The organism is Holdemanella porci (genome assembly GCF_009696075.1).
Classification (GTDB): Bacteria; Bacillota_I; Bacilli_A; order Erysipelotrichales; family Erysipelotrichaceae; genus Holdemanella; species Holdemanella porci.
Genome location: NZ_VUMR01000123.1, coordinates 1 through 1,271 on the forward strand (window position 1 = coordinate 1; position 1,271 = coordinate 1,271).

The window sequence follows — 1,271 nt, forward strand, 5'->3', positions numbered from 1 at the left end:
GATACTATGTCATTGAAATTAGAGAGGAGATGATCTTATGATCGAAAACGATGCTTTCAAACTGCTGTTAATCAATCTTTTTCACCTGAATCCTGATGATATTGCCAATATTCTCTGTACTACGTTCAATAAGATGATGGTTCTTGTTGTAACTCTTACAGATAAACATCAGGCTTGTCCTTACTGTGGGTTTACTGCGCCTAAAATCAAGGAATATGTAACCAAGGAGATCACTCATTCGGCTCTTACCACACAGAAATGCATAATAAAATACAGGGCAAGACGCTACAAATGCTCATGTTGTGGAAAGACCTATTATGAATTCAATCCTTTTGTCTTCAAATCTCAGAAAATATCGATCCTTACTGTACATAATATTCTGAAGGATCTGAAAGATTTCAATGAGACATTTACTTCCGTTGCCAGACGATATCATGTTTCTCCAACTTCTGTATCCACCATCTTTGATAAACATGTGGATATTGGCAGAAACCCGCTTCCGGAAATCATTAATTTTGATGAGGTATATGCCTTCAAATCCGAAAAGAGTAAGTATGTCTGTGTTCTTCTTGATTTTAAAAAGCAGATTCCCGTTGATGTTCTGCCGAACCGTAAAAAAGAATATCTTTTAAACTACTTTCAAAAGATCCCTTTAGAAGAACGCAAAAAGGTAAAATACGCCTGTTCAGACATGTATGAAGTATATCGAGATGTCGTACATAAGGTGTTTCCATGTTCTTGTATGCTTTTGGATTATTTTCATCTTTCACAAGATTTCCATAGGAAAATGAATGAGGTACGTATCAAAGTCATGAAGGGATATAAAGATAATAAGGCTTCAGATGAATATTATCTTCTCAAAAAATTCAACTGGCTGTTATTTAAAAATCCAGAAGATGAAGATAAATATGGAAGACTGTTTGATGTAGAACGTGAGCGTAAATACAACTCTCATTTTAAAAGCTATATGAACTACTATGATTTAAGAAAGAAACTGCTTGAAATTAATAATGATTTAACTATTTGTTACTCATTAAAACTAGAACTTGTAGACTTCTATTCAAAATCTACAATAGACAATGCGAAAGTAAATCTAGAAAATCTGATTCGCAGCTGCATTGATACAAACATTGATGAAATGATTGCCTTTTCCAACAATCTGATCAACTGGAAACAGGAAATCATCAATTCATTTACGATTGTAGGTACTGAATATAAAGTTGAAGCAGACAAAGGCCAGGTGGTAGTCTGCAATAAAAAAGTGAATAATG

1 protein-coding gene is annotated in these 1,271 nt (G+C 33.8%); it reads left to right on the forward strand.

Annotation, left to right across the window (positions count from 1 at the left end; translation table 11 throughout):
* Nucleotides 1-136: 136 nt before the first annotated feature.
* Nucleotides 137-1,271 (forward strand): ISL3 family transposase (locus FYJ55_RS10680; RefSeq protein WP_154556802.1); only part of this gene is annotated, 1,135 nt, incomplete at its 3' end.